This window comes from Actibacterium naphthalenivorans, from assembly GCF_014196965.1.
Classification (GTDB): domain Bacteria; phylum Pseudomonadota; class Alphaproteobacteria; order Rhodobacterales; family Rhodobacteraceae; genus Actibacterium_A; species Actibacterium_A naphthalenivorans.
In genome coordinates, this window is the sequence record NZ_JACIEQ010000001.1 from 1,234,387 (window position 1) to 1,258,702 (window position 24,316).

At 64.1% G+C, this 24,316-nt stretch carries 21 protein-coding genes; 12 read left to right on the plus strand and 9 right to left on the minus strand.

What is annotated here, in order from left to right:
• Positions 1-49: 49 nt before the first annotated feature.
• The 4 genes from GGR17_RS06140 to GGR17_RS06155 all read left to right on the plus strand — a co-directional run bounded on the left by GGR17_RS06140 (position 50) and on the right by GGR17_RS06155 (position 6,369).
• Complete coding sequence (locus GGR17_RS06140) at positions 50-1,192, plus strand: phosphoserine transaminase (RefSeq protein WP_054537690.1); 1,143 nt, start codon at positions 50-52, stop codon at positions 1,190-1,192.
• Between the two features lie 99 nt (positions 1,193-1,291).
• Positions 1,292-2,887: a phosphoglycerate dehydrogenase gene (serA, locus tag GGR17_RS06145; RefSeq protein WP_054537689.1), complete on the plus strand. Its 1,596-nt coding sequence runs from the start codon at positions 1,292-1,294 to the stop codon at positions 2,885-2,887.
• 76 nt (positions 2,888-2,963) lie between these two features.
• Positions 2,964-3,701 carry a metallophosphoesterase gene (locus GGR17_RS06150; RefSeq protein WP_054537688.1) on the plus strand — a complete coding sequence of 246 codons (738 nt, stop codon included), beginning with the start codon at positions 2,964-2,966 and terminating at the stop codon, positions 3,699-3,701.
• A 100-nt stretch (positions 3,702-3,801) separates the two neighbouring features.
• The gene (locus GGR17_RS06155; RefSeq protein ID WP_082386489.1) at positions 3,802-6,369 is read left to right on the plus strand and encodes a hybrid sensor histidine kinase/response regulator; all 2,568 of its coding nucleotides are present in this window, start codon (positions 3,802-3,804) and stop codon (positions 6,367-6,369) included.
• Positions 6,370-6,379: 10 nt separating this feature from the next.
• On the opposite strand, the gene yaaA is transcribed toward GGR17_RS06155, so the two are convergent.
• From yaaA to GGR17_RS06170, 3 genes are all read right to left on the minus strand, one after another.
• Positions 6,380-7,156, minus strand: a complete 777-nt coding sequence (gene yaaA / locus GGR17_RS06160) for a peroxide stress protein YaaA (RefSeq protein WP_054537687.1) — start codon at positions 7,154-7,156, stop codon at positions 6,380-6,382.
• Positions 7,157-7,216: 60 nt separating this feature from the next.
• Positions 7,217-9,259, minus strand: a complete 2,043-nt coding sequence (gene recQ / locus GGR17_RS06165; RefSeq protein WP_054537686.1) for a DNA helicase RecQ — start codon at positions 9,257-9,259, stop codon at positions 7,217-7,219.
• A gap of 74 nt (positions 9,260-9,333) precedes the next feature.
• The gene (locus GGR17_RS06170; RefSeq protein ID WP_054537685.1) at positions 9,334-9,621 is read right to left on the minus strand and encodes a YggT family protein; all 288 of its coding nucleotides are present in this window, start codon (positions 9,619-9,621) and stop codon (positions 9,334-9,336) included.
• 132 nt (positions 9,622-9,753) lie between these two features.
• Here GGR17_RS06170 and GGR17_RS06175 point away from each other — a divergent pair, with 132 nt between their 5' ends.
• The 6 genes from GGR17_RS06175 (at position 9,754) to GGR17_RS06200 (ending at position 15,389) form a co-directional block, all read left to right on the plus strand.
• Entirely contained in the window at positions 9,754-10,284 is a 531-nt protein-coding gene (locus GGR17_RS06175) for an acyl-CoA thioesterase (protein ID WP_054537684.1), read from the plus strand.
• A 72-nt stretch (positions 10,285-10,356) separates the two neighbouring features.
• The gene (locus GGR17_RS06180) at positions 10,357-11,730 is read left to right on the plus strand and encodes an MFS transporter (protein WP_054537683.1); all 1,374 of its coding nucleotides are present in this window, start codon (positions 10,357-10,359) and stop codon (positions 11,728-11,730) included.
• Entirely contained in the window at positions 11,700-12,584 is an 885-nt protein-coding gene (gene mepA / locus GGR17_RS06185) for a penicillin-insensitive murein endopeptidase (RefSeq protein WP_054537682.1), read from the plus strand. The genes GGR17_RS06180 and mepA overlap by 31 nt, the downstream gene beginning before the upstream one ends.
• 121 nt (positions 12,585-12,705) lie before the next feature.
• Positions 12,706-13,329, plus strand: coding sequence for a queuosine precursor transporter (locus GGR17_RS06190; RefSeq protein WP_054537681.1), 624 nt, complete (start codon positions 12,706-12,708; stop codon positions 13,327-13,329).
• Positions 13,330-13,615: 286 nt separating this feature from the next.
• Positions 13,616-14,038 carry an alternative ribosome rescue aminoacyl-tRNA hydrolase ArfB gene (gene arfB, locus GGR17_RS06195; protein WP_054537680.1) on the plus strand — a complete coding sequence of 141 codons (423 nt, stop codon included), beginning with the start codon at positions 13,616-13,618 and terminating at the stop codon, positions 14,036-14,038.
• A gap of 193 nt (positions 14,039-14,231) precedes the next feature.
• Entirely contained in the window at positions 14,232-15,389 is a 1,158-nt protein-coding gene (locus GGR17_RS06200) for a Fic family protein (RefSeq protein ID WP_082386488.1), read from the plus strand.
• Here GGR17_RS06200 and pncB read toward each other — a convergent pair.
• Both pncB and pncA read right to left on the minus strand, forming a co-directional pair.
• Positions 15,386-16,678, minus strand: a complete 1,293-nt coding sequence (gene pncB / locus GGR17_RS06205) for a nicotinate phosphoribosyltransferase (protein WP_082386487.1) — start codon at positions 16,676-16,678, stop codon at positions 15,386-15,388. The two genes, GGR17_RS06200 and pncB, sit on opposite strands and share 4 nt — an antisense overlap.
• A gap of 2 nt (positions 16,679-16,680) precedes the next feature.
• Complete coding sequence (gene pncA, locus GGR17_RS06210; protein WP_054537678.1) at positions 16,681-17,289, minus strand: bifunctional nicotinamidase/pyrazinamidase; 609 nt, start codon at positions 17,287-17,289, stop codon at positions 16,681-16,683.
• A gap of 120 nt (positions 17,290-17,409) precedes the next feature.
• Between pncA and GGR17_RS06215 the strand changes: the two genes are divergently transcribed.
• A complete protein-coding gene (locus tag GGR17_RS06215) occupies positions 17,410-18,642 on the plus strand; it encodes an Hsp70 family protein (RefSeq protein ID WP_054537677.1) in 1,233 nt (410 codons plus the stop codon).
• A gap of 31 nt (positions 18,643-18,673) precedes the next feature.
• Positions 18,674-19,582 (plus strand): oxygen-dependent tRNA uridine(34) hydroxylase TrhO, encoded by a 909-nt coding sequence (gene trhO / locus GGR17_RS06220; RefSeq protein ID WP_054540268.1) that lies wholly within the window; start codon positions 18,674-18,676, stop codon positions 19,580-19,582.
• A gap of 37 nt (positions 19,583-19,619) precedes the next feature.
• Here the strand turns inward: trhO and gyrB are convergent, their stop codons facing one another.
• The 4 genes from gyrB to recF all read right to left on the minus strand — a co-directional run bounded on the left by gyrB (position 19,620) and on the right by recF (position 24,276).
• Positions 19,620-22,037, minus strand: a complete 2,418-nt coding sequence (gene gyrB, locus GGR17_RS06225; protein ID WP_054537676.1) for a DNA topoisomerase (ATP-hydrolyzing) subunit B — start codon at positions 22,035-22,037, stop codon at positions 19,620-19,622.
• A 78-nt stretch (positions 22,038-22,115) separates the two neighbouring features.
• Positions 22,116-22,736 carry a LysE family translocator gene (locus GGR17_RS06230; protein ID WP_054537675.1) on the minus strand — a complete coding sequence of 207 codons (621 nt, stop codon included), beginning with the start codon at positions 22,734-22,736 and terminating at the stop codon, positions 22,116-22,118.
• Positions 22,733-23,164, minus strand: a complete 432-nt coding sequence (locus tag GGR17_RS06235; protein WP_054537674.1) for a VOC family protein — start codon at positions 23,162-23,164, stop codon at positions 22,733-22,735. Before GGR17_RS06235 ends, GGR17_RS06230 begins: the two co-directional genes overlap by 4 nt.
• Positions 23,161-24,276, minus strand: a complete 1,116-nt coding sequence (gene recF / locus GGR17_RS06240; RefSeq protein ID WP_054537673.1) for a DNA replication/repair protein RecF — start codon at positions 24,274-24,276, stop codon at positions 23,161-23,163. Before recF ends, GGR17_RS06235 begins: the two co-directional genes overlap by 4 nt.
• Positions 24,277-24,316: the final 40 nt, after the last annotated feature.

Sequence of the window (24,316 nt, forward strand, 5' to 3'; positions counted from 1 at the left end):
CGGGACACCCCTCCCCAACGAGGGGCATATATCTGTAAGGATACCATCAATGGTTATCGAAACCCCGGCCGCGCGCCCGGCAAATCCGCGCTTCTCTTCCGGGCCCTGCGCCAAGAATCCCACCTTTACCCTCGACAAGCTTGCCGACGCGCCCCTTGGCCGCTCGCACCGCGCCGCCGTGGGCAAGGCCAAGCTGAAGGCCGCCATCGAAACGACGCGCGAAGTGCTGGGCATCCCGGCCGACTACCGCATCGGCATCGTGCCCGCATCGGATACCGGCGCGATGGAAATGGCGATGTGGTCGCTGCTGGGCCAGCGCCCGGTGGAAATGCTGGCCTGGGAAAGCTTCGGTGCCGGCTGGGTCACCGATGTGGTCAAGCAGCTGAAACTCGACGCCACCGTGAAAACCGCCGAATATGGCGAGATTGTCGATCTCGCCGGCGTCGATTTCGACAAGGACGTGGTTTTCACCTGGAACGGCACCACCTCGGGCGTGCGTGTTCCCAACGGTGATTTCATTCCCGCCGACCGCGACGGGCTGACGATCTGCGATGCGACATCTGCGGCCTTCGCGATGGATCTGCCCTGGGACAAGCTGGATGTGGCCACCTTCAGCTGGCAGAAGGTTCTGGGCGGCGAAGCGGCGCACGGCATGCTGGTGCTGAGCCCGCGCGCGGTGGCGCGGCTGGAAAGCTATACCCCCGCCTGGCCTCTGCCCAAGATTTTCCGCATGACCAAGGGCGGCAAGCTGATCGAAGGCATCTTCGTGGGTGAAACGATCAACACGCCGTCGATGCTGGCGGTCGAGGATTATCTCGTGGCGCTCGACTGGGCGAAATCCGTGGGCGGGCTGCAGGGCCTGATCGCCCGCGCCGACGCCAATACCGCCGTGATCGCCGATTTCGTGGAAAGCCGCGGGTGGATCGAGTTCCTGGCCGCCGATCCGGCGATCCGCTCGAACACCTCGGTCTGCGTCAAGTTCGCCGATGATCGCATCGCCGATGGCGCGGCCTTCGCCAAAGCCGTCGCCAAACGGCTGGAGGCCGAAGGTGTGGCGCTGGATATCGGCGCCTACCGCGACGCGCCCGCCGGTCTGCGCATCTGGTGCGGCGGCACGGTGGAAACATCGGATGTCGCGGCGCTCATGCCGTGGCTCGACTGGGCGTTCAACGCCGAGATCGCCGCACAGTAACAACATGCTCATCGCTCCCTTTCGGCCCCTCCTCGCCGCGAAAAGGAACCGGAGGGACCGATGAGCCCCCCCTTTCTGCATCCAAAGGAGCCTGAAACCATGGCACCCAAAGTTCTCGTATCCGACAAGCTGTCTGAAACCGCCGTTCAGATTTTCCGCGATCGTGGCATCGACGTGGATTTCGAACCCAACCTCGGCAAGGACAAGGACGCCCTGCTGGCAAAGATCAAGGATTACGACGGTCTTGCGATCCGCTCGGCCACCAAGGTGACCGAAAAGCTTCTGGCCGCCGCCGACAACCTCAAGGTTGTGGCCCGCGCCGGCATCGGGGTGGATAACGTCGATATCCCGGCCGCGTCCAAGAAAGGCGTGATCGTGATGAACACGCCCTTCGGCAACATGATCACCACCGCCGAACACGCCATTGCGATGATGTTCGCCGTGGCCCGCCAGATCCCCGAGGCCAGCGCCTCGACCCACGCCGGCAAATGGGAAAAGTCGAAATTCATGGGCGTGGAGCTGACCAGCAAGGTGTTGGGCGTGATCGGCGCCGGTAACATCGGCGGTATTGTCTGCGACCGCGCCAACGGGCTGCACATGCGTGTCATCGCCTATGACCCCTTCCTGTCGGAGGAACGCGCCGACAAGCTGGGCGTGACCAAGGTGGAGCTGGACGAGCTTCTGGCCAAATCCGATTTCATCACCCTGCACGTGCCGCTGACCGACAAGACCCGGAACATCCTCAGCAAGGAAAACATCGCCAAGACCAAGAAGGGCGTGCGCATCATCAACTGCGCCCGCGGCGGTCTGGTCGATGAGGCCGCGCTGGCCGAGGCGATCAAATCGGGCCATGTGGCCGGCGCCGCCTTCGACGTGTTCGAGGTAGAGCCCGCCACCGACAGCCCGCTGTTCAACCTGCCCAACGTGGTCTGCACCCCGCATCTGGGGGCCTCGACCACCGAGGCGCAGGAGAACGTGGCGCTGCAGGTGGCCGAACAGATGTCGGACTATCTGCTGACCGGCGCCGTGGCCAATGCGCTGAACATGCCTTCCGTCACCGCCGAAGAGGCCAAGGTGATGGGCCCCTGGATCAAGCTGGCCGAGCATCTGGGCGCTTTCGTCGGGCAACTGACCGACGAGCCGGTGAAGGCGATCAACATCCTTTACGACGGCTGCGCCGCCGAGATGAACCTGGACGCGCTGAACTGTGCCACCGTCGCCGGGATCATGAAACCGGCGAACCCGGACGTGAACATGGTTTCCGCCCCGATCATCGCCGAAGAGCGCGGCATCAAGATCAGCCGCACGACTCAGCACAAGCAGGGGGTGTTCGACGGCTACATCAAGCTGACCGTGAAAACGGACTCCCGCGAACGTTCGATCGCGGGAACGGTGTTCAGCGACGGCAAGCCGCGCTTCATCCAGATCAAGGGTATCACGATCGACGCAGAGATCGGGCAGCACATGCTCTACACCACCAACAGGGATGTGCCCGGTATCATTGGCGCTCTGGGCGGAATTCTGGGCGAAAACGGCGTGAATATCGCCAATTTCACCCTTGGCCGGACAGAGAGCACAAGGGACGCGATCGCGCTGCTGTATCTCGACGAACCGATCCCCGAGGCGGTTCAGGAAAAGCTGCGCGCGACCGGGCTGTTCCAGCAGGTGCGGCCGCTGGAATTCGAAGTCGCCTGATCCGCGATTTCATGAACGACGTTCGGGTCCGGCGCAAATCCTTGCGGCGGACCCGTTGCATTTGAAAGGTGGCGGCATGCGAAGCTATGCGATTGGCGATATTCACGGTCATCTCGACAAGCTGATCGAGGTGCAGCGCTGGATTGAAGAAGACAAGGCCCGCCTGGGCGACGCGGATGCCCCCGTGATACATCTGGGCGATCTGGTGGATCGCGGGCCGGACGTGCCCGGCGTGCTGGGGCATCTGGCGCGGGGTCTGTCCGAGGGCGCGCCCTGGATCCTGCTGAAGGGCAACCACGACCGGATGATGTGGCATTTCCTGCAGTCCCCGTCGCAGCCAGACCCGCTGCGGGGCGATCTGAGCTGGCTGCAGCAAAATGTCGGCGGGCGCGAGAGCCTCGCCGCCTATGGCATCGACGTGTCGCCGGACCGCGCGCCAGAACAAATCCATGCCGACGCCCGCGCTCGTGTGCCTGCGGCCCATCTCGATCTGCTGGACGCGCTGCAACCATTCCACCGGCGCGGCGGCACCTTCTTCTGCCACGCCGGCATCCGACCCGGCGTGCCGCTGGACCAACAGGCCGAGGATGATCTGGTCTGGATCCGGGCCCGGTTTCATGACGATCTTCGCGATCACGGCGCGCTGATCGTACATGGCCACACGCCGGTCGCGCAGGTCACGCTCTACCACAACCGCCTGAACCTCGACACGGGCGCGGCCTATGGCGGCCCCCTGTCGGCCGTGGTGATCGAAGATGGCGGCGTCTGGCAGATCACCGCCACCGGGCGCATACCGCTTTCGCCGCAATCCTAGGGCGACCGGGCGCGGCCATCCCCCTTTCACACCAGCGTTAACCATGGATTCACGCTGTTGCGTTTGGATACCTCCGAAAGCCGACAGGGCGGAGGTCAGAATGACGCTGGAAGAGAAACTAGCCATCGAACGGCGCGGACGGCTCGCCGCAGAGCGGCTTCTGGAGCAAAAGAGCCGCGAGCTGTTCGATGCCAACCGCAAGCTGGCGGTTCACGCCCGCAGCCTGTCGGACGAAATCGTGGAAACCAAGCAGGAGGCAGAGGCCCTGCGCGGCCAGAACACCAAGGTTCTGTCAGAGCTCGAGGTGGTCACCCATGCCGTCGCCATCGCCGAACGCCGCCTGTGGGATTCGCTGGAAACGATCCGCGACGGGTTTGCGGTGTTCGACGCCGAAGACAGGATGGTCGCCGCCAACAAGGCCTATCTGTCGATTTTCGACGGGCTGGCCGAAGTGTCGCTCGGGGTGCGCTATTGTGATGTGGCCCGCCTGATCGCGGATGAAGGCATCGTCGATACCGAAGGCCAAAGCCCGGAGGATTGGGCCGCGGCGATGCGGCAGCGCTGGCAACAGGATCCGATCCCCGATCGGGTGATCCGCCTGTGGAACGGCCAATATGTAAAACTGATCGACCGCCGCACACCCGGCGGCGACATCGTATCTCTGAACCTCAACATCACCGAGATGATGCGCATGTGGGCGGCGGTCGAGGCGATTCCCGACGGGTTCGTGCTATACGATCACGACGACCGGCTGGTGATGTGCAACGATCGCTACCGCGAGATCTATGCCGAAAGCGCGCCGGCCATGGTGCCCGGCAGATCTTTCGAACAGATCCTGCGCTACGGGCTGGAACGCGGCCAGTACGAAGAGGCCATCGGGCGCGAAGAAGAGTGGCTGGCCGAACGGATGATCCGCCACCAGCGCACGGATGGCGTTATCGAGCAGGAGCTGGCCGGCGGCCAGTGGGTGCGCATTCTGGAAAAGCGCACCCCCGACGGCGGGTTGGTTGGTCTGCGCGTGGACATCACCGAGCAAAAGCGCCAGCAGCAGGCGCTGGATGAGGCCCGCGTCGCCGCAGAGGCGGCGAACCGCGCCAAATCAGCCTTTCTTGCAAACATGAGCCACGAACTTCGCACCCCGATGAACGGCGTCGTTGGCATGGCCGAGTTGCTGTGCGACACCACGCTGAGCGAAGAGCAAAGGCTCTACGCCGAAACCATCCGCAACTCGGGCGAGGCGCTGCTGACCCTTCTGAACGACGTTCTGGATTATTCGAAGATCGAGGCGGAAAAGCTCCGCCTGCATCCCGAACCGTTCGATATGGAGCGGACGATCCATGAAATCGTCATGCTGCTGCAGGCCAACACGCGCGACAAGCCGCTCGATATCTTCATCGATTACGACATGTTCCTGCCCACCCGGTTTGAGGGAGACAGGGGCCGCATCCGCCAGATCCTCATCAACCTGATCGGCAATGCGGTGAAATTCACCGCAAAGGGCCATGTCCTGATCCGTGTCGTCGGATTCGAGGCCGACACGCCGGGCCATCAACAGCTTCGCATCATTGTCGAGGATACCGGCATCGGCATCGCGCCCGAGATGCAGCAGCATGTCTTCGGCGAATTCAATCAGGTCGAGGAGCAGCAGAACCGGAAATTCGAGGGCACCGGGCTTGGCCTGGCGATCACCCGCCAGCTTGTCGAGTTGATGGATGGCGAAATCTGGCTCGAATCCGAAAAAGGCAAGGGCTCCTGCTTTGGCATCTGCCTGACCCTGCCCATCGCCGAAGACGGCGACTCCGGCCCGGTGACCCTGCCGCCGGGGCTCGGGCGTGTGCTGGTGGTCGACGATCAGGAGATCAACCGCACCATTCTGGACCGGCAGCTCAGCCAGATGAACCTGCAGGTGATCCTGCACCGGTCGGCCACCGAAGCGCTCGAGGCGATGCCGACGGACGGGCCGGTGGATCTGATCATCACCGACCAGCGGATGCCGGGAACCGACGGGCTCGCCTTTGCGCGGGCGCTGCGGGGCGCGGGCTGCGACGCGCCGATCCTGTTGCTCAGCTCCAACCCCGGCGTGCTGCGCGATAGCGGGGCGCAGCCGGATGTCGACATGGTAATGACCAAACCGGTCTTGCGGCGCGCGCTGTTCGGGGCGATCAACGATCTGATTGCGCGCTCGGCGGCAGCGCCCACCCCCCCGCCCGCCCCCCGGCGGATGAAAGTGCTGGCCGCCGAAGACAACCGCACCAACAGGCTGGTCTTCGCCAAGATGGTTCAGACCCTGGATATCGATCTCAGCGTCGCCGAAAACGGGCATCAGGCGCTGGAGGCGTTTCAGACCGACCGGCCCGATCTGATCTTCATGGATATTTCCATGCCGGGGATGGACGGAAAGGCAGCCGCCCGCGCCATCCGCGAGGCCGAGGCCAAGACCGGAGCGGCCCCGGTTCCGATCGTGGCGATGACCGCCCACGCGATGGAGGGTGACGCCGAAGAGATTCTGGCGGCCGGCCTGACCCACTATCTGACCAAGCCGCTCAAGAAAGACCTGATCGTCGGGATGATCCTTGACCACCTGCCGGCGCAGTGCCTGCCGCCACAGCCCGACGACCCGCCCGTGCGTGAACTGGCGGCGGCGGGCGGTGACACGGCGTTGGCTTGAAGACGGGCGTTCAGCCCTCTTCACCATCGCGCAGAAAAACCCAGCGATCCCCTTCGGACAAGGCTGCGCTGAACCGGTAGCCGCCGGTGTCGAAGGCCCGCAGGCTTTCGGGGTCGGTCAGGCGGTGTTCGATGATGAACCGGGCCACCGCCCCGCGCGCCTTCTTGGCGAAGAAGCTGACGATCTTCTGCTGCCCGCCGCGCTGCTCGAGAAATACCGGCGTGATCACGCGTAGCCCGAGCGCCTGCTCCGGCACCGCACTGAAATATTCGACCGACGCGCAATTGACCAGCACGTCGGTGCCGGCCTCCCGCGCTGCCACGTTCAGCGCCTCGGCCAGCCGGTCGCCCCAATACTCATAAAGCGTCGCGCCCCTGTCGGTCTTCAGCCGGCTGCCCATTTCCAGGCGATAGGGCTGGATCGCGTCAAGCGGACGCAACAGGCCGTAAAGGCCTGACAATATGCGCAGATGGCCTTGGGCCCAGCGCAGATCGTCGGCATCCAGCGATGCGGCCTCGAGCCCGGCGTAGGTATCGCCCGCAAAGGCCAGCGCGGCGGGCCGGGTTCTGTCAGCGGCGGGGCCGGAGGCGAAATCGGCGAAACGCTCGGCATTCAGCCGGGCCAGGTTTTCACTGATCCCCATCAGCTTTTGCAGATCGGGCACGCTCAGCGCGCGGGCGACCCCGGCCAGATGGGCGGCGTCTTGCTGAAAGGCGGGCGCGGTGACGGCGTGCCCCTCAACCGGCGAAAAATCCAGACGTTTGGCAGGCGAGACGACAACCAGCATTTGCACCCTTTTATCTGCTCCGGCGCGCAACCTAGCAGAGCGCCGCCGCGCGTCCAGCGCTCAGGCCTCGTGGAGCACCTGCAAAAAGGCCGCACCGAACCGCTCGGCCCGCCGGTCACCCAGAAGCCGCTCCAGCGCGCGGAGGTCACCGGGGCGCGTCTCGGCCACCTTGGCAAGCAGCGATGTCGAACAGCTCAGCGGCTTGTCGATGCCGCCGTCACCACGCGAAAGTTCGGCCTGCACTTCCAGAAGGCGGTCATAAAGGCTAGCCGCCTCGCGCCCCGCCAGCTTGCGCCGCGTGGGATGCAGCGCCGCGGTGCCCTCTCCGGTGATCACCTCGAGGAAGGCCGCGCCGTAGCGTTCGAGCTTTTTCGCGCCGACGCCGCTGATACGCGCCATCTCGTCCAGTGTCTGCGGGCGTTTCTCCGCCATTTCGATCAAGGTGCGGTCATTGAAAATGACATAGGCGGGTGCCTTGGCGGCCTCGGCAAAGGCGCGGCGTTTCGCCTTGAGCGCCGACAAAAGCGGCGCATCCTCCTCCGCGACCAGCGTCTTGACGGCGGGACGCGCGCTGCTGGCCTTGCGGATGGTATCCCGGCGCAGCTCGATCCCCGCTTCGCCGCGCAGGATCGGGCGCGCGGCTTCGGTCATGCGCAGGGCGCCGTGGCGTTCGGGATCGGGGCGCACAAGATCATGCCCCATCATCTGACGGAATATCGCCTGCCACTGGCGGCGGTCGAACTCACGCCCGACCCCGAAGGTGGGCAGCGCATCGTGGCTGCGCGCCTTCACCTTGTCGGTGCCGTTGCCGGTAAGGATGTCGATCAGATGCCCGGCACCGAAGTATTCGCCGGTGCGCAGGATCGCCGACAGCGCCTTGCGCACGGCCTCTGTCCCGTCGAAAGCTTCGGCAGGGCGATCGCACAGGTCGCAAGTTCCGCAGGGTTGCGCCTCTTCGCCGAAATAGCCAAGCAGGGTCTGGCGGCGGCATGTCAGCGCCTCTGCCAGGCCCAGCAGCGCGTTCAGCCGCGCGTGATCGGCCGCGCGACGCTCTGCCGGGGCGGGGCTTTCATCGATCTGCGACCGGCGCAGGCGGATGTCTTCGGGGCCGTAAAGCGTGAGGGTTTCGGCCGGGGCGCCATCGCGCCCGGCGCGGCCGATTTCCTGATAGTAACCTTCGATGGATTTCGGCAGATCGGCATGGGCGACCCAGCGGATATCGGGCTTGTCCACCCCCATGCCGAAGGCGACGGTGGCAACCACGATCAGCCCGTCTTCGCGCTGGAACCGTGCCTCGACCTCGCGTCGCGGCTCCGCCTCCATCCCGCCGTGATAGTGGCAGGCGCTGTGGCCCGCCTCGCGCAGGGCGGCGGCCAGGCTTTCGGTCTTGGCCCGCGTGCCGCAATAGACGATGCCGGACTGGCCCTTGCGGGCATCCGCGAAATCGAGGATCTGGCGGCGTGGGGAATCCTTGACCTCGAACGCCAGGTGGATGTTGGGCCGGTCGAAGCCGCGCAGAAAGGTTTCGGGCTGCACCCCGTCGAACAGCCGGGTCACGATCTCGGCGCGGGTTTCGGCGTCGGCGGTGGCGGTGAAGGCGGCCAGCGGCACGTTCAGGCTGCGCCGCAATTCGCCGATGCGCAGGTAATCGGGGCGAAAATCATGGCCCCACTGACTGACGCAATGCGCCTCGTCCACCGCGATCAGGCTGACGCCGATGCGGCGCAGCAGGTTCAGCGTGCCACCGGCGGAAAGGCGCTCGGGCGCCATGTAGAGCAGTTTCAGCACGCCTTCGTCGAGGGCGCGAAACACCTCTTCGGTTTCTTCTTCGGTATTGCCGGAGGTCAGCGCCCCCGCCGCCACGCCCGCCTCGCGCAGCCCGCGCACCTGATCGCGCATCAGCGCGATCAGCGGCGAAATCACGACCGTCACCCCGTCGCGGCACAGCGCGGGAAGCTGAAAGCACAGCGATTTGCCGCCGCCGGTGGGCATGATCGCCAGCGTATGTTGCCCGGCCATGACCGCATCGACGATCTCGGCCTGGCCGGGGCGGAATTCGGAGAATCCGAAGACGGATGAAAGAAGCTCTGCTGCGCCTGGCATGGGACCTGCGGGATTTTAGGCAAACTGCTCTGTTTTGCCAGACTCTCCCACGTTAGGAATCCGCGAACAAGGCCTCAGGCGAAAGAGTAGAGATTATTGCCGATGACGATGCGCAGCGCATAGATGCCGACCAGCACGATCAGCGGCGCCAGATCCAGCCCGCCGGTGTTGGGCAGGATGCGGCGGATCGGGGCGTAGATCGGCTCCAGCAGCCGGTTCAGCCCGTCCCAGATCTGCGCGACCAGCGGCTGACGCAGGTTCAGCACCTGAAAGCTGATCAGCCAGCTCATGATGATCTGGACAATGATGACGAACCAGACGATGTCGAGTATCAAAAGCAGGATTTGCAGGATCGAGAGCATGGGCAAGGGTCTTTCTGAGCCAGAGTTGCCCAAGAGGTAAGCGTAAGGGCCTGCGGTGACAACCATCTAACGCGACGTAGCGGATTGACCTTTGGCAGGGCAAGCCCAGTCTTTCGCCAAAAGGAGACAGCATTGTACCCGTTTCTGCGCCTTTTCAAGGAGATGATGGTTCACCGCAACGGCCCTGCCCTGCCGCTGTGGGGCACCCATGTCTCGTACCATGTCTGCTGGCCCTGGGATATCGACCCGTGGCGAGAGCTGAACAACGGCCGCACCCTGACGCTCTATGATCTGGGCCGCTTGCCGGCGGCCGCGCGGGCCGGCCTTGTCGCCGTGCTGCGGCAGAAACGCTGGGGCATGACAATGGCCGGGGTTTCCGTTCGGTATCGCCGTCGGGTGCGCCTGTTCGACAAGATCGAGATGCGGACCCGTTTCGTCGGCTGGGATGCCCGGTTTTTGTATGTCGAGCAGTCGATGTGGAAAGCCGACGAATGCACCAGCCACGCGCTCTACCGTGTCGCGGTGACCGATGCGAACGGCATTGTCGCGCCCGCCCGCGTGCTGGCCGCGATGGGCGAAGATACGATCCCGCCCGAGATGCCCGGCTGGGTCACCGCCTGGATCGCCGCCGAGGCCGAACGCCCCTGGCCGCCACAGCGGTAGCCACGCCAAGCCCCTTGCGCCGCCGGTGGTTTGCCGCTCAAATCGCCTCGGGCAAGGGCGGGGAACGGTGTGATGGCGCATGGGTCGGCGAAACGGCGCATCTGGGGATGGTGTTTCTTCGATTGGGCCAGCCAGCCCTATAACACCCTGCTCATCACCTTCATCTTCGGCCCCTATGTGAAAGAGATGCTGGGCAGCGGCACGGCGGCCCAGACCGCATGGGGCTATGGCGTCGGGGCTGCGGGCATCCTGATCGCGCTGCTGGCGCCGGTTCTGGGTGCGATCGCCGACCGGGCAGGCGGGCGGATGCGGTTCATCTGGCTGTTCTCGCTGCTCTATTTTGCCGGTGCCTGGGGCCTGTGGTGGGCCGCGCCCGGCAGCTTTCACCTGCCGCTGGTTCTGCTTTCCTTCGGCATCGGCCTGATCGGGATGGAATTCGCCACCATCTTCACCAATGCCATGCTCCCCGATCTCGGCCCCCGCGAAGAGATCGGGCGCATCTCCGGCTCCGGCTGGGCGTTCGGCTATCTGGGCGGGGTGCTGTCACTCGCCGTGATGCTGGTGTTTTTCGCCGAAAGCGCCACAACAGGCAAAACGCTGATCGGCATCGCCCCGGTGCTGGGGCTGGATGCGGCGATGCGCGAAGGCACCCGCGCCGTCGGCCCGTTCACGGCGCTGTGGTTCGCGGTTTTCATGGTGCCGTTCTTTCTATGGGTGCGCGAGCCGCGCCACCCGGAGGCGCTGACCATCGTGCAGGCCGTCCGCTCCGCCCTGCCCGAGCTGCGCCAGACCCTGCGCCACCTGCCCGACAACCGCAGCCTGTTCGCCTATCTGGGATCGTCGATGTTCTACCGCGACGCGCTGAACGGCATGTATGCCTTTGGCGGCATCTATGCGGCGGGCGTGCTGGAATGGTCGGTCGTGGATGTGGGGATCTTCGGGATCATCGCGGCGATCACCGGCGCCGTCTTCGCCTGGCTCGGCGGCCGGGCCGACGCGCGGTTCGGCCCGAAGCCGGTGATCTTCGCCACCGTCCTGGTGTTGACAGGGGTCGCCATCGCGGTGGTCTTTGTATCGCGCAGTTCGGTGCTGGGCATCGCGGTGCCGGCCGGCTCCGCCTTGCCCGACATCGCCTTCTATATCCTTGGGGCGCTGATCGGGGGCGCCGGGGGGGCGCTGCAATCGGCCAGCCGTACGATGATGGTGCACCAGGCCCCCGCCGGCCGCGTTACCGAAGCCTTCGGCCTTTACGCCCTGGCCGGCAAGGCCACGTCTTTTGTCGCCCCGATTTCCATCGGTATCGCCACCGATCTGAGCGGAAGTCAGCAATTGGGCATCACCCCGCTGATCGCCCTCTTTCTTATCGGGCTGTTTTTGCTACTCTGGGTGAAACCAGAAGGCGAACGAGCAGAAGAATGGTCCGCACCCTCTCCGCAATTGCCCTGATCCTGGGGCTTGTCAGTCCTGTTTGCGCGCAGGAAAAGGCCAATCAGCTTTTCGGCGCCAAAAGGACGGCGTCGGCCCATGTGCCCGCGGCGATCGGCACCTATGCCAAGGGCTGCGGCGCCGGGCTGATGCAACTGCCCGAAACCGGCCCGACATGGCAGGCGATGCGGCTGAGCCGCAACCGCAACTGGGGCCACCCCGAGATGATCGCCTTCATCCAGAGGCTCGGCGCCGAGGCCACGCGCCACGGCTGGGCCGGGCTCTACATCGGCGACATCAGCCAGCCGCGCGGCGGCCCGATGACAAGCGGCCACGCCTCGCATCAGATCGGGCTGGACGCGGATATCTGGATGCTGCCACCCAAACGGCTGAACCTGAGCCGCAGCGACCGCGAGAAGATCAGCTCGCTGAACGTGCGCAGTGCCGATCAGCGCAGCGTCAACGGCAATTTCACGCGGGCCCATTACAACATCCTGAAAGCCGCCGCATCAGACCCGGCGGTAGACCGGATTTTCGTGACCCCGCCCGTCAAGATCGAGATGTGCAAGACAGCGCGCCGGGCCGACAGGGCCTGGCTTCAGAAGATCCGCCCGCTTTACGGCCACAACACCCATTTCCACATACGCCTGAAATGCCCTGCGGGATCGGCCTTCTGCCAGACGCAAAGGCCCAGCGTGGCAGAGCTTTCCAAAGGCGGCGACGGCTGCGACGAGACGTTGCAATGGTGGGTGACCGATTATCTGAACCCACCCAAGACACCCGCCAGCCCCCCGGCCCCCAGAAAGCGCGGCGCGCGGGATTACACGATGGAAGACCTGCCCGGGCAATGCGCCCAGGTTCTGGCCGCACGCTGATGGTTTCCGCCCCCGTTTCGGCGAAATACCGGGTTGATTTCCGGTTTTACGGGCGCTAGCAGGGCGCGTTCGCCGCCTTGGCGGCCAAGTCTCCGCAACCTTGTAAAAACGGATCAACCTGATGACCCGCACTCTTCTTCCCGGCGTTCTCGCCATGGCCGCCATCGTCGTGGCCTCCAACATTCTGGTGCAGTTCCTGTTCGGACAATGGCTGACCTGGGGCGCCTTTACCTATCCCTTCGCCTTCCTCGTCACCGATGTGATGAACCGCGTCTACGGCGTGGGGCCTGCCCGCAAGGTCGTGGCCGCGGGGTTCGTGGTGGGGGTGATCTGCTCGCTGATCGGAACGCAGATCATGGGCGAGTTCGGCCCGCTGGTGACGCTGCGCATCGCGCTGGGATCGGGGCTCGCCTTTCTGACGGCGCAGATGCTGGACGTGGCGATTTTCAACCGGCTGCGCGAAGGCAAATGGTGGCGGGCGCCGCTGGCATCAACGCTGGTGGGATCTTCGGTCGATACGGCGATCTTCTTTTTTGTCGCGTTTTCAGGGGCTTTGACCGTTCTGGAGCCCGCCAACGACGTCAGCTGGGCCAATGAAACCCTGCCGCTGTTGAGCGTGGGACCGATGGTGCCGCTGTGGGTTTCGCTGGCATTTGCGGACTGGCTTGTCAAACTTTCGCTCGCTTTGTTGGCACTTGCGCCATTTCGCCTAATTGTTGGGCGCCTTATTCCACGGGTTGCGTGAAAAGTTTTGACAAACACTAAATATGTGGCACCCTACCTGTAACGGCAGCAGCAGAAAGGAGGTGGTCCAGTGTCTAGAGTGATATTGGAGAGAGGTGTCCGAACAGTTGGGGAGGCCGTGACCTGAAGGCAATCCGGAAGGTCGAACATCCCTGATTGGGCTTTGCTCTAACTGGCCCATCTCCCAAGATACTCGAAGGGCTGCCGACTTCCGGCAGCCCTTTTGGTTTGGCCCCCGCCCCTGTACGCTTGGTACCATTCGCCCCCCGGTTCGGTACAAATCCCCCATGCTGCGCATCAACGACAAGATCACCATCGAAGACTGGGAATTGACCGAGGTGTTTTCCCGCGCCTCGGGCCCCGGCGGGCAGAATGTGAACAAGGTGTCAACGGCGGTGGACCTGCGGTTCGAGGCCGAGCGCAGCCCCAACCTGCCCGGCCCGGTCAAGACGCGGCTGCGCCGGCTGGCCGGGCGCCGCTGGACCAAGGACGGCGCGCTGGTGATTCAATGCGACGAAACCCGCAGCCAGGCCCGCAACCGCGAGATCGCGCGCGAGCGGCTGGCGGAACTGATCACCAAAGCGCTGGTCGCGCCGAAACGCCGGGTGCCGACAAAGCCGACACTGGGCGCGAAGAAGCGGAGACTGAAGGCGAAAAAGGTGCGGGGGGAAGTGAAGGCGATGCGCGGGAAGGTGAGCGGGGAGGAGTGAGGAACTTCTTGTAGTAGCTGACGATGCCACTTCTATGTCTTGAATTCTTCACGAGTGGTCGTGGAGAATTACCTGTCGGCCTCACTATGTAGTTGAACGCACTTGACTCATGGTTCACTCCATGACTGCATGATTGAACCTTTACCCGACAAAGGTTCAATTAAGTTTCGACGCATTTAACTCAAGGTGCAACATGGATGCGACATTGTTCAACCAACAGAAGACTGGCAAACTTGTTGCTACCATAGAAGGGATGTCAGCATTTGTTCCGCATCCGCTTCCACCTGAAATCGAACTCGCTTGCCTGATCGACGAATTCGGCGAGGCGTCGGCCGCACTTGGTGGCCTGAATCGCATTGGTAGTACGATTTTGAACCCGTATATGGTTATCAGGCCGCTGCAAAGAAATGAAGCTCTTCGTTCTTCAGCAATGGAAGGCACCTTTTCTACAGCTGATAATCTGGCGATTGTTGAGGCACTGGACAGCGGAAGCGGAAGTAACGCCGACCGCGAGGTGTACAACTATATTCGCGCAATTGATTATGCCATCGAACAAACAAAAACACTTCCAATATCGCACCGCGTCGTCAAGGGAATGCACTCAGTTCTATTGTCTGGGGCCACAAAACCTAGGGGAGCCAATAAGCGGCCGGGGGAGTACAAAATTCACCAAAACTGGATTGGTGCATTAGATATCAGGGATGCCCGCTTTATTCCTCCACCGCCGAATGAAGCAATACAATGTATGGATGATCTGGAGGCATTCATAAACAAAGACACAGCTGGATTGCCAGCTCTGATCGCGGCAGGACTCGTCCACTATCAGTTTGAAACGATACACCCATTCGGTGACGGTAACGGACGTGTGGGCAGAATGTTGATAACTTTGCAACTTCTTCTCAAGGGGTTGCTTGATGCGCCTCTGCTTTATGTAAGCCCATACATTGAGAGAAACAAAGATGAGTACATTGATGCGATGTTCGCCGTTTCGTCCAAGGGAGATTGGATAAGGTGGCTTCGCTATTTCCTCCGGGCTGTAAAAATTTCATCCAACGAAACCATCAATACAATCATCAAGCTCAACGAATTACGTGATCGCTATCGCAGCACAATACAGCAGAAGACAAAGTCCGTCTCTGCAATAACCATCTGCGATCACCTTTTTGAACGGCCAGTAGTTTCCATTTCAGATGCTGCAAAAGTTTCGGAAACCAGTTACCAATCGGCCAAGAAGAATATTGACCAACTGGTGAAACTCGGCATTATCTCACCGGTTCCAGGATTTGAGAATCCAAAACTCTTCTGGTCAAAAGCAGTCATCGATATTTCAGACGGCCGCCTGGACCACTAAACCACAACCTCCCGCGCGACCTGTTCGCCGACGCCGAACACCCGTTTGTAGCGTGCGATCTCATCTGCCGGGCCCATCGCCTTCAGCGGGTTGTCCGACAGTTTCACCGTGGGCCGCCCGTTGGCCGAAACCGCCTTGCACACCAGTGAAAACGGCGCCAGCGCGTCGTCCGTCACCAGCCCGCGGAAATCGTTGGTCAGCAGCGTGCCCCAGCCGAAGCTGACCTTCACCCGCCCCTGAAACTGCGCTTGAAGCGTCACGATCTTGTCCACGTCCAGGCCGTCGGAGAAGATCACCAGCTTTTCGCGCGGGTCTTCGCCGCGATCCTGCCACCAGCGGATCGCCATTTCGGCACCCTCGGCCGGATCGCCGCTGTCGATCCGCACCCCCGTCCAGGAGGTCAGCCAGTCGGGCGCGTTGCGCAGGAAGCCTTCGGTGCCGTAGGTGTCGGGCAGGATGATGCGCAGGTTGCCCTCATGCTCCTGATGCCAGTCGGCCAGCACCTGATAGGGGGCCTGGGCCAGCTCGGCGTCGCTGTCGGCGAGCGCGGCATAGACCATGGGCAGCTCATGGGCGTTGGTGCCGATCGCCTCGACCTCGCGGTGCATGGCGATCAGGCAGTTCGAGGTGCCGACGAACTTGTCGCCCAGCCCCTCCATCAGCGCCTGAACGCACCAGTCCTGCCACAGGAAGGAATGCCGGCGGCGGGTGCCGAAATCGGCGATGCGCAGCTTGTCGATGCCGCGCAGCTGCTCGACCTTTTCCCACAGCTTGGTCATGGCGCGGGCGTAGAGCACCTGAAGCTCGAACTTGCCCATGTGCTGCAGCACGGCACGGCCGCGCAACTCCATCAGCACGGCGAGCGCCGGAACCTCCCACAGCATGACCTCGGGCCATGCGCCTTCGAAGGTAAGCTCATACTGGCCGTCGCGTTTTTCAAGGTGATAGGGCGGAAGCTGCAGCCCCTCGAACCATTCCATGAAATCGGAGCGGAACATCTGGCGCTTGCCGTAGAACATGTTGCCGCGCAGCCAAGTGCTTTCGCCGCGCGACAGGCGCAGGGTGCGGATATGATCGAGCTGTTCGCGAAGCTCTCCCTCATCGATCAGCTCGGCCAGGCGGATGGTTTTGGTGCGGTTGATCAGGCTGAAGCTGACCTGGGTGTCGGGCTTGTTGTGGAACACCGACTGGCACATCAGCAGCTTGTAGAAATCCGTGTCGATCAGCGACCGGACGATGGGGTCTATCTTCCATTTGTGATTATAGACCCGGGTCGCGATATCCACCATGCTCAGGCGTCCAGCACGATACCGGCGTCGAGCATACCGTCGCGCGCGTCTTCGAGGCTGCCGTCAAGGTCGATCGCGCGGCAGGCGCCTTCCAGAACGGTAACGTTATAGCCCAGCTTGACCGCGTCGAGCGCCGAGTATTGCACGCAGAAATCGGTGGCCAGCCCGACCAGCGTGACAGAGGTGACGCCGCGCACGTCGAGATAGCCGTCAAGGCCGGTGGGGGTTTCGTGGTCATTCTCGAAGAACGCCGAATAGCTGTCGATACCGGGGCGGAAGCCCTTGCGCAGGATCAGGTCGGCGGCGTCGGTGTTCAGATCGGGGTGGAAGGCCGCGCCCGGCGTGCCCTGAATGCAGTGGTCGGGCCACAGGATCTGGCCGCCATAGGGCATATCGACCACCTCGAACGGGGCCTTGCCCTCATGCTGGCTGGCAAAGGAGGAATGGTTGGCGGGGTGCCAATCCTGGGTGAAGACCTTGACGTGGAATTCCTCGAGCAGCGTGTTGATGCGGGGCAGGATGGCGTCTCCGTCGGGCACGGCGAGCGCGCCGCCGGGGCAGAAATCATTTTGCACGTCGATCACGATCAGGGCTTCATTGGCGGGTCGCATGGGGCAGCTCCGTTGGTTCCCTTACTTTGCTAAGCAGCGCATGCGCCCACGTCAATGGCGGGACGCTTGCACCCCGTGACGGGTTTTGCTAAGCGCGGCGCTCTTTCGTGGGGGCGGAACATGGCGGCGCTTGGCATAGACTTCGGCACTTCGAACACCGCGGCGGCGGTGGCCGAGCAGGGGCGCCCGCGTGTCATCGCGCTGGAACCCGGGCAGAGCACGATGCCCACGATCGTGTTTCTTGATTTCGACCGGCGCGAGGTGCTTTACGGCAGTAAGGCGGCGGAGGCGCTGATCGAGGGGCGCGAGGGGCGCTTCATGCGCTCGTTGAAAAGCATTCTGGGCACGCCGCTGGCACGCGAGACCCGGCATGTTCTGAACGAGCGCATGACCCTGATCGACATCATTGCCCGGTTTCTGGCCGAGGTGAAAGCGCGTGCCGAGGCCGCCACCGGCACCACGTTCGACACCGCCGTTTCGGGCCGCCCGGTGCATTTTCACAGCCATGCCCCCGCACGCGACCGGCAGGCGCTGGAAGATCTGACCGAAGCCTATGCCCGCGCCGGGTTTCGCGCCGTTCGCTTCTTGCCCGAGCCGGAGGCGGCGGCGCTGGCCGGGGGCGGGGCGGGGCGCGGGTTGATCGTGGATATCGGCGGCGGCACCTCGGATTTCACGGTATTCGACGCGGCGCAGGGCGAGGTGACGATTCGCGCCAGCCACGGGGTGCGCCTCGGCGGCACCGATTTCGACAAGGCGCTGAGCCTTGCCCATGTGATGCCGCTGCTGGGCATGGGCGCGGAGCTGCGCAAGGACATGGGGCCGGGCACCGTTACCGCGCCGGTTTCGATCTTCACCGAACTGGCCAGCTGGGAGAAGATCCCGTTTCTCTACAGCGCGGATCTGTTGCGCGACGTGCGCCGGATGGAGCGTCAGGCGCTGACGCCGCGCCTGTTCACCCGGCTGGGCGAGGTGCTGGAGATGCATCTGGGCCATGATGTGGCCTATGCCGTCGAGGCCGGGAAGATCGCCGCGAACGGCAACCGGGCCGGCGCGATCGACCTGAACGTGGTGGAAAAGGGACTGAGGCCGCTGCTGGCGCCCGCCGATCTGGCGCGCGATCTGGCCGGGTTCGCCCATGAGATCCGCCAGACCGCGGCCGAAACGCTGGCCATGGCCGGGTGCGGGCCGGAGGCGATCGACCGGGTGGTGTTTGTGGGCGGATCGAGCCTGATGGCGGTTGTGCGCGCCGCGATCGGGGCGTTGCTGCCGGATGCCGAGCAGGAAACATCAGAGGTGTTCACCGCCGTGGTCGATGGGCTGGCCCTTGCGGCGGGCGGCGCGGGCCGGGATTGATCCGCCACGGAATTGGGCCTATCTGAGCGTCATGTTCACCGTTGCCGCGCTTTATCATTTCACCCGTTTCGCCGACCCCGCCGCGCTGCAGGGGCCGCTGTTGGCGACCTGCGAAAAGGCCCGAACCACCGGATCGCTGCTGCTGGCCGCCGAGGGGATCAATGGCACGATTGCCGGCGATCGGGGCGGAATAGACACGGTGCTGGCCCATATCCGCGCCCTGCCCGGCTGTGCCGACCTGGAGTGGAAGGAAAGCTCTGCCACCAACAAACCGTTCGGTCGCATGAAGGTACGCATCAAGCGCGAAATCGTGACAATGGGCCAACCCGACGTGGACCCGCGCGCGCGCGTCGGCCACTACGTGGCACCCGAAGACTGGAACGCGCTGATCGCGGCGCCCGATGTGGCGGTGATCGACACGCGCAACGATTACGAAGTGTCGATCGGCACGTTTCAAGGCGCGATAGACCCTGAAACCCGCGCCTTCCGCGACTTTCCGGCATGGTGGGAACAGAACAAGCAGCGGTTCCACAACAAGCGGATCGCAATGTTCTGCACCGGCGGCATCCGCTGCGAGAAATCCACCAACTATCTGCTGGGTCAGGGGGTGGAGGATGTGTTCCACCTGAAGGGCGGCATTCTGAAATACCTCGAGGAAGTGCCGCAGGAAGAGAGCCTGTGGCAGGGCGAATGCTTTGTATTTGACGAGCGGGTATCGGTGGGCCACGGCCTGATCGAGGGGCCGCACGGGCTGTGCCGGGCCTGCCGCCGGCCGCTGACGCCCGAGGATCTGACACGGGCGGAGTATGAGGAAGGCGTAAGCTGCCACCGCTGTATCGGCGAGAATTCCGAGGAACGGCGGGAGCGGTTCCGCGAACGGCAAAAGCAGATCGCGCTGGCGAAGGCGCGGGGGGAGCGGCATCTGGGGGCGAAGCGCTAGCGCCCCGCCCCTTTAACCTTGCGGTCCGCCGCGCCGGTCAGAAATCCAGATTTTCCACATTCAGCGCGTTGATCTGGATGAACTCCCGCCGGGGTTCGACGACATCGCCCATCAGCTTGGTGAAGATATCGTCGGCGTCGGCCATATCCTCGACCCGGACCTGCAGCAATGTGCGCGCCTCCGGGTCCAGCGTGGTTTCCCACAGCTGGTCGGGGTTCATCTCTCCCAGCCCCTTGTAGCGCTGCAGCGACAGGCCCTTTTCGCCTTCGGTCAGGATCGCGTTCAGCAGGTCGGTGGGGCCGTAGATCACCTGCTCGCGGTCCTTGCGGACCAGATGCGCCGGATCGGTATAGTGATCGCGCGTGGGTCTGGAGGCGTCGGACAGCCGCCGCGCCTCGCCCGAGCGCAACACCGCACCGTCGAGCGAGCGGACCTCCTCGACCCCGCGCAGCACGCGGGTCAGGCGGATGCCGTGATCCTGCGTGATGCGGCCGTTCCAGCCGCGCTCATATTCCACCGCCACCAGATCGAGCCGCTTGGCCACCGTATCGGCGACCTGCTGCAGATCGCTGTCGGCGCGGCCCGCGTCAAAGGCGCCGGCCAGCGCGGCCTGTTCCAGGATGTGGCGCGGATAATGGGTCGGGAAGGCGTCGAGCACCCGGCGGAAGGCGCGCGCGCCTTCGACGACGCGGGCCAGATCGGCCCCGGCGATCTCCTCGCCGCCGGCAAGCCGGAGCAGCGCCCCCTCGACCCCCATCTGGATCAGGTAATCCTCGAGCGCGAGCTGGTCCTTGAGATACACCTCGGACCGGCCCCGGCTGACCTTGTAGAGCGGCGGCTGCGCGATATAGAGATAGCCCCCCTCGATCAACTCGGGCATCTGCCGGAAGAAGAAGGTCAGCAGCAGGGTGCGGATATGCGCGCCGTCCACGTCGGCGTCGGTCATGATGACGATCTTGTGGTAGCGCAGCTTGGAGATGTCGAACTCGTCCCGCCCGATGCCGGTGCCGAGCGCGGTGATCAGCGTGCCGATCTCCTGGCTGCTCAGCATCCTGTCGAACCGGGCGCGCTCCACGTTCAGGATCTTGCCGCGCAGGGGCAGAACCGCCTGATTGTGGCGCGACCGGCCCTGTTTGGCCGAACCGCCGGCGCTGTCACCCTCGACCAGGAACAGCTCTGACAGGGCGGGGTCCTTCTCCTGGCAATCGGCCAGCTTGCCGGGCAGGCTGGCGACATCCATCGCCGTCTTGCGCCGGGTCAGCTCGCGCGCCTTGCGGGCGGCCTCGCGGGCCAGCGCCGCCTCGACGATCTTGCCGACGATCTGGCGCGCCTCGGCGGGGTGTTCCTCGAACCATTCAGAGAGCTTTTCGTTCACCAGCCCCTCGACCGCGGGCCGCACCTCGGAACTGACGAGCTTGTCCTTGGTCTGGCTGCTGAACTTGGGATCGGGCACCTTGACCGACAACACGCAGGTCAGCCCCTCGCGCGCATCGTCGCCGGTGAAGTTGACCTTTTCCTTCTTGGCGATGCCGCTGCTCTGGGCATAGGCGTTGATCGTCCGGGTCAGCGCGCCGCGAAAGCCCGCCAGATGGGTGCCGCCATCGCGCTGCGGGATGTTGTTGGTAAAGGGCAGCACGTTTTCATGGTAGCTGTCGTTCCACCACATCGCCACCTCGACGCCGATGCCGTCCTTCTCGCCGGTCATGAAGATCGGATCAGGCATGACCGGCACCTTGGAGCGATCCAGATAGCGGACGAATTCCTGCACGCCGCCCTCGTAGAAAAGCTCGGTCTTCAGCGGCTCGACGGGGCGTTCATCCTCCAGGATGATCCGCACACCCGAATTCAGGAACGCCAGCTCGCGCAGCCGGTGCTCCAGCGTCTTGAAACTGTACTCGAGATTGGAAAACGTATCGGTCGAGGCCATGAACCGCACCTCGGTGCCCTTGCGGCCGTCGGCATCGCCGACCACCCGCAGATGCTCGACCGTATCACCATGCTCGAACCGGGCGAAATGCTCCTTGCCATCGCGCCAGATCCGCAGCTCCAGCCAATCGGAAAGCGCGTTCACCACCGAAACGCCGACCCCGTGCAAGCCGCCCGAGACCTTGTAGGAGTTCTGATCGAACTTCCCGCCGGCATGAAGCTGGGTCATGATGACCTCGGCCGCCGAAACGCCCTCTTCCTCATGCAGGCCGACGGGAATGCCGCGGCCGTTGTCATGAACCGAAACGGAACTGTCGGCGTGAATCTTCACATTCACCGCATCGGCATGGCCGGCCAGCGCCTCGTCGATACCGTTATCGACGACCTCATACACCATGTGGTGCAGGCCAGAGCCGTCGTCCGTATCCCCGATATACATGCCGGGGCGTTTGCGGACGGCCTCCAACCCTTTGAGAACCTTGATGGAATCGGCGCCGTATTCTTCGGGCGCGGGGGCGTTTTCCGCCATGCAGAGCTTCCTTCGTATTTTTGTCATTTTATACGAAATTCTGGGGGGGATGTCACGCGTGACACACAAGATTTGGTGTCATGTGAAGGGAATAACAAGCCCGACAAGGATCAGCAGCGATCCGGCGATGACATTGGTCCGCCGCAGCGCGCCCGGCGAGGCCAAAAGCCGCCGCGCACGATCGACGAACAGGGCGAAACACAGGTTGCCGGCAAAGGGCACCAGCATCGAAATTGCGACGATCGCGGCCATGTCCGGCCCGGTTATCGTGGTCAGATCGAAAAACCCCGGCAGCACGCCCATGTAGAACAGGATCGCCTTGGGATTGCCCAGAATCACCGCGAGCCCGGCCAGAAACCCCGCCCACATGCCGGGCCGCGTCAGGCGGCTGTCGGTGGCGATGGATTTGTCGGCGTTGCGGATCAGAACGATCCCCATCAACAGGAACACGCCCGAGGCGACAAAGCGCAGCACGGTCATGAATCCGGCAAAGACAGAGACGATCCAGCTTACTCCGAAGATCGCCAGAAGCGGCCAGAGCGCATCGCCGATCACCACCCCCAGCGCCAGCGGCCAGGCGGCGGGAAACCCGCCCGAAAGCGCCCGCGCGGTCAGCGCCACCCAGACCGGGCCGGGGGTGAAGAACAGGATGACAAGCGCCCCGGCGTAAAGCGCGAGGTCGGTGGCGGTGACGGTCATGGCGCCTCCGGCAGGGTCAGGCTGCCGTCCTCGCTCAGCGGCCAGAACGGGTTCATCGCAACCTCCCACACATGGCCGTCGGGATCGGCGTAATAGCCCGAATAGCCGCCCCAGAACACCGCCTCCGGCGCCTTCAGCGGCGCGGCCCCGGCGGCCAGCGCGGCGGCAAAGGCGGCATCCACCTCTTCCCGCGTCGTGAAATTCTGCGCCAGCGTCATGGCGCCGGTGCCCAGCGCGGCATCGGGCCGGCCCTGATCGGCGGCCAGCGCGGCGCGACCGAACAGGCCCAGCGCCATGCCGTTCATCTGATAGAACAGCACGCCCTCCTGCGCCTGCGCGGGCACCCAGCCCAGGGCGGCGTAAAACGCCTTTGACCGCTCAAGATCATCCACGCCAAGGGTGATCAGCGTCACGCGCTGCGGGATCATGGGGCTGTCCTTTCCTCGATGCGGCTGGTGCCGCCCTCCTCGGTCACTTCGAAATATTGCGCCCGATCGGCCAGCGCGTCGAACAGCTCCGGCCCGGTGCCGGTCATCCAGGCCTGCGCGCCCAATGCACAGATCTCGTCATAAAGCGCGGCACGGCGCGCGCCGTCCAGATGCGCCGCGACCTCATCCAGCAGCAACAGCGGCGGCGCCCCGAAATCCTCGGCCAGCGCACGAGCATTGGCCAGAATCAGCGAAATCAAAAGCGCCTTCTGCTCGCCGGTGGAACATTGCCGCGCGGCCACGCCCTTGGCGGCATACACCGCCTCCAGATCCGCGCGATGCGGCCCGGTCAGGGTGCGCCCGGCAGAGAGATCCCGCGCGCGGCCATCCGAAAAGGCGGCGGCCAGCGCCTCTTCCCCGGCAGGCACATCCGCGCCCTCCGGCCCCGGGATAGCCAGCGCCGCCACCGGAAAGGCGGTTTCCGCCCCCTCCTGCGCCGCCGCGATCCGCGCCAGCGCCGTGCTCCGGTTTCGCTGAATCGCCGCCCCGGCCCTGGCCATCTGCGCCTCCAGCGCCCCGTACCACGCCGCGTCGCGCACCTGATCCTTCAACAGCCGGTTGCGCTCGCGCATCGCTTTTTCATAGGTCAGTGTCACCTCGCCATGACCTGGCTCGAAGCTCAGGGTCATGCGGTCCAGAAACCGCCGCCGCCCCTCGGCCCCCTCGATCCACAGGCGGTCCATCGACGGCACCAGCCACAACACCCGCGCGATCCGGCCCAGCGCAGCTTGCGCCGCGGCCTTGCCGTCGATCCTGACCGAACGCGCGGCGCCGGACTCGGCCCAGGTCTCCACCTCATGGGTCTGATGCAGGCTGTGCAGCTGCGCGGTGATCTTCCAGCCCAGCGCCTCGGGCTGGCGGGCGATCTCCTCCGCCGCCGCCCGGCGCAACCCGCGACCGGGAGACAACAGCGAAATCGCCTCCAGAATATTGGTCTTGCCCGCCCCGTTGGGTCCGTAGATCGCCACCGGCCGCCCGTCCACCGACAGCGCCGCCGCCTTGTGCGACCGGAAATGCGACAGGGTCAGACGGGTCAGGGCAAGGCCGGGCATGGGGTGCCCTTCATCTTTCAACAAGTATCCCCGCCGGAGG